The 9626-nt window shown below is 60.0% G+C and carries 9 protein-coding genes; 3 read left to right on the forward strand and 6 right to left on the reverse strand.

What is annotated here, in order from left to right; genetic code table 11:
• The first annotated feature begins 126 nt into the window (after window positions 1-126).
• The 3 genes from HEQ34_RS05620 to HEQ34_RS05630 are packed head-to-tail and all read left to right on the forward strand — an operon-like array spanning window position 127 to window position 5664.
• A complete protein-coding gene (locus HEQ34_RS05620) occupies window positions 127-912 on the forward strand; it encodes a hypothetical protein (RefSeq protein WP_296198562.1) in 786 nt (261 codons plus the stop codon).
• Window positions 815-2350, forward strand: a complete 1536-nt coding sequence (locus tag HEQ34_RS05625) for a DNA polymerase Y family protein (protein ID WP_296198565.1) — start codon at window positions 815-817, stop codon at window positions 2348-2350. Before HEQ34_RS05620 ends, HEQ34_RS05625 begins: the two co-directional genes overlap by 98 nt.
• Window positions 2347-5664, forward strand: a complete 3318-nt coding sequence (locus tag HEQ34_RS05630) for an error-prone DNA polymerase (protein ID WP_296198568.1) — start codon at window positions 2347-2349, stop codon at window positions 5662-5664. The genes HEQ34_RS05625 and HEQ34_RS05630 overlap by 4 nt, the downstream gene beginning before the upstream one ends.
• Window positions 5665-5667: 3 nt before the next feature.
• On the opposite strand, the gene gloB is transcribed toward HEQ34_RS05630, so the two are convergent.
• From gloB to HEQ34_RS05660, 6 genes are all read right to left on the reverse strand, one after another.
• On the reverse strand, window positions 5668-6390 hold the full coding sequence (gene gloB / locus HEQ34_RS05635; protein WP_296198571.1) for a hydroxyacylglutathione hydrolase: 723 nt from the start codon (window positions 6388-6390) through the stop codon (window positions 5668-5670).
• A gap of 2 nt (window positions 6391-6392) precedes the next feature.
• Window positions 6393-6833, reverse strand: coding sequence for a VOC family protein (locus HEQ34_RS05640; RefSeq protein WP_296198573.1), 441 nt, complete (start codon window positions 6831-6833; stop codon window positions 6393-6395).
• Window positions 6834-6917: 84 nt separating this feature from the next.
• Window positions 6918-7703, reverse strand: a complete 786-nt coding sequence (locus HEQ34_RS05645; protein ID WP_296198575.1) for a tetratricopeptide repeat protein — start codon at window positions 7701-7703, stop codon at window positions 6918-6920.
• 17 nt (window positions 7704-7720) lie between these two features.
• Window positions 7721-8467: an alpha/beta hydrolase gene (locus tag HEQ34_RS05650; RefSeq protein WP_296198603.1), complete on the reverse strand. Its 747-nt coding sequence runs from the start codon at window positions 8465-8467 to the stop codon at window positions 7721-7723.
• Window positions 8464-8718, reverse strand: a complete 255-nt coding sequence (locus tag HEQ34_RS05655; protein WP_296198579.1) for a DUF6356 family protein — start codon at window positions 8716-8718, stop codon at window positions 8464-8466. The genes HEQ34_RS05650 and HEQ34_RS05655 overlap by 4 nt, the downstream gene beginning before the upstream one ends.
• A gap of 70 nt (window positions 8719-8788) precedes the next feature.
• Window positions 8789-9626 (reverse strand): M48 family metallopeptidase (locus tag HEQ34_RS05660; RefSeq protein ID WP_296198582.1); only part of this gene is annotated, 838 nt, incomplete at its 5' end.

Here is a 9626-nt window from a genome sequence, read left to right on the forward strand (position 1 = left end):
ATGTCCTTTTCTTGGGAATAAGATTCGTCCGACGCGCAGGCGGGTCGCTATGTGACGATATGCCAAATCATTTCAGGAGAAAAAAGCAGACTCCACATTGCTGCAAAATGCAGTATAGAACAAAACATGAACATAAAGGCGATTCTACCAAAAGCGGCTTTTCCTTCTGTGCATACTGCATGGAAGCAATATCAGCCGAATGCATCGCCCCCCTTATTGCCCATCGGCGCGCCCCAAGTCGACGAACGCTTGCGCGGCGGCATAGTCCAAGCCGGGCTGCATGAATTTTTTGGCGGGGCAAAGGCCGACTCTTATGCCGCCGCCGCATTTGCGCTGTTGCTGGCATGGCGCTTGCCGGAGAATGACGCAGGGATCTTCTGGATAACAGGCGACAAGGAACGTCAGACGTCGGGCCGGCTATACCCGCTTGGGCTATCGGCCATGGGCGGCAATCCATCGCGGATATTGCTGGTCCAAACCGCAGATTTGCGTGACGCCCTTCGGGCAGCAGCCGACACTATCCGGTCAAAGGCGGCGCGCGCGGTCATATTGGAAACGCATGGCAATGCGCGTTTGGTGGACCTGACATCGACGCGGCGCTTGGCGCTCGCTGCGGCGGAAAGTGGCGTATTGGCATTGCTGGTGCGCGGCGATGCTGTGCCGATGCCCAGCGCGGCCAGCACACGCTGGCAGATATGTTCTGCGCCATCGGTGCCATATCCGGGCAATGCGCCCGGCCTTCCAACCTTTGACCTCCGCCTTCTGCGCCATCGCGGTGGCACAGCGCCCTTTGCGGCAAGAGTAACCTGGGACCATGCAACACGAAGCTTTTTTGACACGCCGCTATCTGGCGGTCTTTCTGCCGCTGTTACCGACGCAGAGGCTGATCCGCAGCAAAGGTTCCGCGCCTGATACGCCCTTTGCGATGGTCGAAAAGCAGCGCGGGGCGATGCGGTTGGCGGCCTGCGATACAGCGGCGCTTGCGCTTGGCTTAAGCGCGGGCATGGCACTGGCCGATGCGCGTGCGCGCGTGCCTGAACTTGCGGTATTTGACCATGACCCGGCGGCGGACATCGCATTGCTTGGCTGGCTGGCGGACGGGTGCGAACGGTATAGCCCGGCCTGCATGCTTGACCCACCGCAAGGGCTGTTGATCGACATCACGGGCTGCACCTATCTCTTTGGCGATGATGAGGCGCGCTTGGCCAAGGACCTGAAGCAACGCTTGCGCCGCCATGGTCTTACGGGCCGGATTGCCTTGGGCGCAACTCCCGACAGCGCGCGGGCCAAGGCACTTTATGCCAAATCGGCGATTCACGCTTTGCCCGTTGAGGCATTGGACGCAGGAGACAAGGTGCATCAGGCACTGCGCCGTGCTGGCCTGAAGACATTGAAGGACTTGGCCTGCCGCCCGCGCAAGCCTTTTGCCGCCCGCTTTGGCAAGGCGACCGTCGTCAAACTGGCGCGCCTGCTGGAGGAAGAGGATGCGCGCATCACCCCGCGCCGCCATGTGCCCATTATCACCATCACGCAGAATTTTGCCGAGCCTGTTTCGCGCACCAATGATGTCCTCGACACCATCGCAACGCTGACGGGCAAAGCCGCTGCGCAGTTGAATGACCGCAGCCAAGGTGGCCGCCGGTTTGAGGTCAGCCTGTTTCGAAGCGATGGCCATGTCGCGCGGCTGGCGGTTGATACTGGCGCGCCGACACGGGATTCCGCCTTGTTAATGCGGTTGATCCGCGAACGCATTGACACGCTGTCCGACCCGCTTGACCCCGGTTTTGGTTATGACCTCATCCAAATCAGCGTGCCGACGGCGGATATTTTGTTGCCATCGCAGGCCGGGTTGGAAACGAGGGTCGACCGGTCGGCGCAAACCGCAGCATTGATTGACCGGCTAAGCGTTCGGCTGGGCAGCGACCGCGTGCGCTATTTTGCAGAACGCAACAGCCATATCCCCGAACGCGCCGTCGTCGAATGCGCCGCGCAATCGGGCCAGCCGCAAAAGGATTGGCCGCAAGCAACTGAGGCCGAACCGCCCATGCGCCCCTTTCGCTTGTTCGAAACACCGCAACGGGTGGAGTCGCTGGCCTCCATCCCCGATGGCCCGCCGCGCCAGTTTCGTTGGCGCAAAAACCTGCATCATATCGTCGCCTATGAAGGCCCCGAACGCATTGCCGCCGAATGGTGGCGGCGCAAGGCGGGGCATGAACAGGGCAAGGGCGGCCCAACGCGCGATTATTACCGTGTGGAGGACAGCGAGGGGCGGCGTTTCTGGCTGTTCCGCCATGGCCTGTATTCCGAAACCGATGCGCCGATCTGGTATCTGCACGGGCTGTTCGCATGACGCCGTGCTTTGTCTATGCAGAGCTGGTCGCGGCGACCAATTACTCTTTCTTGCGCGGTGCATCACATCCCGCCGATATGGTGTTGCAGGCCGCCGCGCTTGGCTTGAACGCCATTGGCATAGCCGACCGGAACAGCGTGGCTGGCGTCGTGCGCGCATGGGTCGCGGTCAAAAAGGCGAAGGCCAAAAATGTGCTTCCGGAGGGCTTCCGGTTGGTCACGGGCAGCCGCTTGGTCTTTGCCGATGGCACGCCCGATATTGTTGTCTATCCCAAAAACCGCACAGGATGGGGGCGGCTGACCCGATTGCTGACGGTCGGCAATATGCGTGCCAACAAGGGCGGGTGCATATTACACTTCGATGATCTGGCGGGATATTTGGAGGATTTGCTGCTCATCATATTGCCGCAGTCGACCGCTGAAGAAACCAACCCGCACAAAAAACCCGTCGCATATAGCCACGCCGATGGCGACGAGAAATTGCGTCTGGTGGAAACCACACCCGCCGATTTGGACGCGGTAATGCGCCGACTGCAAAAGCTTGCGCCGGACAGGGTCTGGCTTGGCATAATGATGCATGGGCGGGGCAAGGACCAACGCAGGCTTGAGGAACAGCGCGCCTTGGCCAAGCAATGCGGGGTACCGATCCTAGCAGTCAACGACGCGCTCTATGCCGATGCCGCCGCACGGCCGCTGCATGATGTGCTGACCGCGATCCGCTTGGGCGTGTCGGTGGATCAGGCTGGAACGCGGCTGGAGGTTAATGCCGAACGCTATTTGAAATCGCCTGCTGACATGACGCGGCTGTTCGCCCAAGCCCCCGAAGCGATTGCGGAGAGCCAAAAGCTGCTCGACCAGATCACATTTGACCTAAGCCAGTTGAAATATGAATATCCCAATGAACCGGTGCCGGACGGGTGGGAACCGCAGGACTGGCTGGAACATCTGGTCCGCAGCGAAGCCGAACGGCGGCACCCCGATGGCCTGCCCCCCAAATGGGTCCGCGCGCTGGATGAAGAATTCCATTTGGTGCGCCAGAAAAATTACGCCTGCTATTTCCTGACGGTCCATGACATTGTCCAGTTTGCCCGGTCGCAAGACCCGCCGATCTTATGCCAAGGCCGGGGCTCTGCTGCAAACTCAGTGATTTGCTACTTATTGGGCATTACGTCGGTTGACCCTGTGGCCAACAATCTTTTGTTCTCGCGCTTTCTGTCCGAAGAACGTGACGAACCACCCGATATCGACGTCGATTTCGAACATGAACGGCGCGAGGAGGTGATGCAATATGTCTATCGTCGGTTTAAGCGGCACCGCGCGGGCATTGCCGCCACGGTCATCCATTATCGCCCGCGCAGCACCGTGCGTGAGGTGGGAAAGGCCATTGGCCTGACCGAAGACGTCACTGCGCGGTTGGCGGGCACCGTCTGGGGCAGCTTTGGCCGGGACTTGCCCGAGGCGCGCTTGATTGAGGCCGGGTTTGACCCCGACAACCCGCAGATCGCCCGACTACATGCCTTTGTCGGCCAATTGCTCGATTTCCCGCGCCATTTGTCGCAGCATGTCGGCGGCTATGTCCTGACCGAAAACCGGCTGGATGAAACCGTGCCGATCCACAATGGCGCGATGGCGGACCGGACCTTCATTGAATGGGACAAGGACGATATCGACGCGCTGAACCTGTTGAAGGTTGATATCTTGGCATTGGGTATGCTGACCTGCATCCGCAAAAGTTTCGAAATGTTGCGGCAGACAGGCGGCGGGGATTATAGCTTGGACAGCGTCCCAGCCGAGGACCCAGCGGTCTATGCCATGCTGCAAAAGGGCGACAGCATCGGCACATTCCAGGTCGAAAGCCGTGCGCAAATCAACATGCTGCCCCGCTTGAAGCCCAAAAAGTTTTACGACCTCGTCATCCAGATCGCGATTGTTCGCCCCGGCCCGATTGAGGGCGACATGGTCCACCCGTATTTGCGGCGGCGCAACGGGGAGGAGAAGGTCGAATATCCCTCCCCCGCGCCGCCGCATGACCCCAATGAGCTGCACGATATTTTATACCGCACGTTTGGCGTCCCGTTGTTTCAGGAACAGGCGATGAAACTGGCGATGGTCGCCGCCGCGTTTACGCCGGATGAAGCCAATGGCCTGCGCCGCGCAATGGCGACCTTCCGCAATTCGGGCACCATGCCGCAATATAAGGACAAGATGATCAACGGCATGGTGCAGCGCGGGTATCAGCAGGATTTTGCCGAACGCTGTTACAAACAGATTGAGGGCTTTGGCAGCTATGGTTTTCCCGAAAGCCATGCACAGGCCTTTGCCCATTTGGTTTATATTTCATCATGGCTGAAATGCCATCATCCGGCGATTTTTACCGCCGCCTTGCTCAATTCGCAGCCCATGGGTTTTTACGCGCCAGCACAGCTTGTGCAGGATGCGCGGCAGCACAAGGTCGATGTCCGCACCATTGATGTGAATTTCAGCAATTGGGATAATGCTATTGAGGCGGGCGCCTTGCGGCTTGGCTTTCGGCAGATTGGTGGGTTTCAGCAAGATTGGGCTTTGGCGATTGAGGCCGTGCGGCCCTTTGCTTCGTTGGAGGAGCTGGCACGCAAGGCGAAGTTACCACCGCGTGCCTTGCACTTGCTGGCGGATGCCGATGCCTTGCGCTCGCTTGGCCTTGACCGGCGTGAGGCTGGGTGGGAGGCGCGGCGGACGCCATCGGATGAGCTGCCCTTATTTGCAGCGGCAGATGCGCGGGAACTGGCGCAGGAGGCGGAAATCGCCTTGCCTATCATGCCCGTCAGCGAACATGTCGCCGCCGATTATCACATGACGCGATTGTCGCTGAAGGGGCACCCGATGGAGTTTCTGCGCGACCTGTTTGCTGCCGAGGGCATATTGACCTGCGCGCAGACCGATGCGGCGAAGCATGGCACGCGCGTTAAAACCGCCGGTGTTGTCCTAACGCGGCAAAGGCCGGGGAAGGGCAACGCCATTTTCATCACGATTGAGGATGAAACCGGCGTCACCAATGCGTTACTGTGGTCGCGCCTGTTCGAACGGCAACGCCGCGCCGTCATGGCGTCACGGTTGATGGTGATTGAAGGTGAGGTGCAGCGCAGCAAGGAAGGCGTAGTGCATCTTATGGCGACGACCATCATCGACCGATCACACGAGCTTGAACGCCTGTCACATGACCATGATGCCAATGTGCCGCTCAGCCGGTCGGACGAATTTGCTCAGCCTGTCTATCCGCGCCACGGCCATCCGCGCGATGTCCGCCTTTTGCCCAAGTCACGCGATTTTCATTAGGCCTTAGGCCGCGTCCTTGGCGGCGCGGCGTGCGGCGAGTTCCTCCACCGACGCGGCCCGCATGAACGGGTTGGTTGCGCGTTCTAGCGCAATCGTCGTCGGCACTGTCGCCTCGCCCCGTTCGCGATGGGCAATGACATCGGCCAGACGCGCGGCAAGGTCGGCATTATCCGGCTCGACCGTCACCGCAAAGCGGGCGTTGCTGAGCGTATATTCATGCGCGCAATAAATCGCGGTATCGTCGCCCAAAGCCTCGAGCTTGCGCATATTGTCATACATTTGCGCCGCGGTGCCTTCGAACAAGCGGCCACATCCCATTGCGAATAAGGTATCGCCGACAAAGGCGGCATGCTCGGTCGCGAAATGAAAAGCGATATGTCCTGCGGTATGCGCGGGCACGTCGATCACCGTTGCGCGCAATGCGCCCAACTGGACAACATCCCCGCCGCGCACATGCACATCGAGCGTCGGAATCCGTTCGGCTTCGTCCGCAGGCCCCGTGATAACGCACCCCGTCGCGGCCCTAATCTCCGCATTGCCGCCGACATGGTCGGGATGCCAATGCGTGTTCCAAATCTGCGTAATCGTCCACCCACGCGCCGCAGCAGCAGCCAAGACAGGCGCCGCAACAGCCGGATCGACTACCAGAGTCTCCTTACTCTGCGCTTCATGCACCAACCAGACATAATTGTCCGACAGCACAGGCACGCGCACGATCTCCAGCATACTCACCACGCCCCGACATTGGGCATGCTCGCCCATGGTTCCGCAGGCGCAAGATGCCCCTCTTGCAGCAACTCAATCGAAATACCGTCGGGGGTCCGCACAAACGCCATATGCCCGTCGCGCGGCGGGCGGTTGATCGTGACCCCTGCATCCATCAGCCGCTGACAGGTCGCGTAAATGTCGTCGACGCGATAGGCCAAATGGCCAAAATTGCGTCCGCCATCATACGCCTCCGGCGCGCTGCCATCTGCCGGCGGCCAGTTATGCGTCAACTCCACCTCGGCAAGGCCGGCCTGCCCGGGTGCCGCCAAAAAGATCAGCGTGAAGCGCCCCGCGTCACTGTCAAAGCGGCGCACTTCCTCCAGCCCGATCAGCTTGAAAAAAGCGACCGTTGCATCAGGGTCGGTGACACGGATCATGCTGTGCAGATAGGTTGTCGGCATTTTCATTCCATTCACAAAAGCGCGTTGTTTGCGACATTGCCATGAACCTTGGCCGCTGTCCACGCAAGCAAGGGGCGCGCGCACTTATCTGGATTGAGGCTCGCTGGTCGGTGCAGGCGTCGCCGCCGCTAAAGCCGCAAGCTGTGCCGTTGCGGTCGCGGCTTGCCGACTATTTGGCCCGATCTTGATGACCTGTTCCCATTGCTTGCGCGCGGTGTCATCATCACCGGCGGCAATCGCGATATTGCCCGCCTCCAACGCCACTGCCGGATCGCTGGGCAGCACCGCCGCCGCGGTTTGAATAAAAGCCAGCGCATCGGGCAATTTGTTCAATCGCCGGGCCAAGGTTGCCGACAGCAACCATGCCGCGCCATTTTCGGGTGCCAACTGCCGCGCCGTTGCCAAGGCGGCCTCACCATCGGCATTTTTGCCCAAGGCCACGAATGCACGCGCGCGGTCGACTTCGCTATCGGCGCGTTCATTGGTATCGAGGGCTTTAGACGCCAGCGCCTTGCCGAGCGCGTCCACGGCGACATCTGGCTGCCCCGCCGCAATGGCCGCATTGCCCGCTTGGGCCCAGAACCGCGCGGCGCGGGGGTCGCCTTGTGTCTCCGCCAACGTCGCTGCCTCGGTCAGGATTGGCACCGCAAGGTCAAATTTAAAATCGGTCGCCAACGCAAAGCCATGGCAGGCGCGCGCAAGATAGCCGCCATTTTGCTGCGCCCATAAGCTAGCGCTGGATATCGCCGAAGCGGGGTCTTTGCGCGCAAGGTCGAGGCATTCGGTAAACTGGACTTCGTCCAAAGTCGGGAGCGGTTGCGCAGCGGCAGGGGCCGCCAGTTGCAGCAGGATGGGTAGAAAATGCAGCATGGTCGCTCCGGTAAAGTTCAGCAGGCCAGCTTTGCAACAACATCGATCAGCAACGCAATATCCTGATCCCGCGAAAGCCGGTGGTCGCCATCCTTGACCAATATCGTCTGCACATCAGATGAACGAAGCGCAGCAGCGAGCTTTAATGACGTCTCCCACGGCACATCCGGGTCGCATTGCCCGTGGATCAACCGCACGGGGCAATCAATGCCGACCGTGCCAGTCAGCCGCAGGTTGCTTTGCCCCGATTGCCAAAAACCTTGCGTGATGACCATCGGATCATAACCATAATCGCTTGGGCGTTCGATGCGGCCAGTGGCGGCGATGGTCGCGCGGTCGGCGTCATCGAAATCCCAATCGGTGAAATCGGGTGCCGCCGCAATGCCAACCAGCCCGGTGACTTGGTCGCCAAGTGCTTCGGCCAGCAGCAGCATGAGCCATCCGCCAAAGGACGAACCAATCAAGATGATCGGCCCGACCGTGGCCTGCGCAATCACCGCCAGAACATCGTCGCGCCAAATGTCGAGCGTGCCGTTTTCGAAAGCGCCTTCGCTTTCGCCGCAACCGGAATAGTCCAAACGGAGCATGGCGTGGCCTTGGGCATTTGCCCACTCCGCCAAAGCCTGCGCCTTGCCGCCCTGCATGTCGGACATGTACCCAGGCAAGAAAATGATGGTGGGGCCTTCGCCGCGCAAATACCGATACGCCAGCCGAACGCCGTCAGCGCGTGTAACAAATTCCGGGGGATGTTCCACCCGTGTCAAATCACCCAATCAACGGTCAGCATTTGGGTCACATCCTGCCCCTTTGCGCGGCGTTGTTCGACCATGATATGGTTCAACCTTTTTACCGTATCGCTGCCCGAGGTGATGCACAGGCCGGGGATGACCGCGTGGACAAGCGCCTGCATCCCGCCCCAAATCATCGTAAAGCCAAAGCGGCTGGCGACGCCGAAATGTTCACCGTAATTTTCATCGACGCTTTTGGGGTGGTCGACAAACAGGCGTTTGAACATGGAAGATTTCCTTATTGAATGATGCGGTAGGCGATTGGCCTTAGGGTCAGGACCTAGTGTAACGCGGTCGCTAATTAAAATCAAAGCCCAAGCCCGATTTCGCCTTTCTATCCTGCGCACACATGGTTTTCAGCTCGGTCCATTCCGATGGTGTCAGCGCCGGCGTGTAGTTTTTGCCTTTGACGATGCTCTTTTCAAACGCGTCTTTGCGCGAAGCGGAAAGCGGGTGGCTGGATAGATAGCCGGTGATGCCTATATTGTCCTTAGCCACGCCAGCGCTGCCGTCCAGCGCGGACAGCCGGTCGAAGAAGGACGCGGTGCCGATGGGCGAGATATTGGCGTTGCCCAACACCTTCATCGAATGGGCATCGGCCTCTGCTTCGGAATTCCGGCTATAGCTCATCGCCAGCATATTGTTGACCACAGCGCCGCTATTGCCATCCACGCCGCCCAGCACCACCGCAAGGCCCATTTGCCGCAGCAGCGCCTGCATCACATGTTTTTCGCGGACATGGCCGATTTCATGCGCCAAGACGCCCGCAACCTCATCGGGCGAGCGCGCCTGTTTCAGGAGGCCATCGAACAATATGACATTCCCGCCGGGCAGGGCCACCGCGTTCAGCATGTCGATATTGGCCACCTCCACCCGCAAATCTTGCGGCGCATCATCAAGCGACGCCACCAGCTTATTCAACGCCGCATCACCCGCTGGCGTATGGCAAAAGCGCCCGCCAAAATCCCCCACCAATGCATCACCCAGCCTGTCGTCGACACTATCGGGGATCAATGGTGCCAGCCACTGCGGGCTTAACAACGCAACCGCAATCGCCACCGCGCTGGTCAGTGTAAAGGCAAGCGCCGCCTTGCCCAGCCCAAGCCGGTCCACCCATCCGCCATAATTGCGCGGC

This window comes from Sphingorhabdus sp. (genome assembly GCF_023910635.1).
Taxonomy (GTDB): Bacteria; Pseudomonadota; Alphaproteobacteria; order Sphingomonadales; family Sphingomonadaceae; genus Sphingorhabdus_B.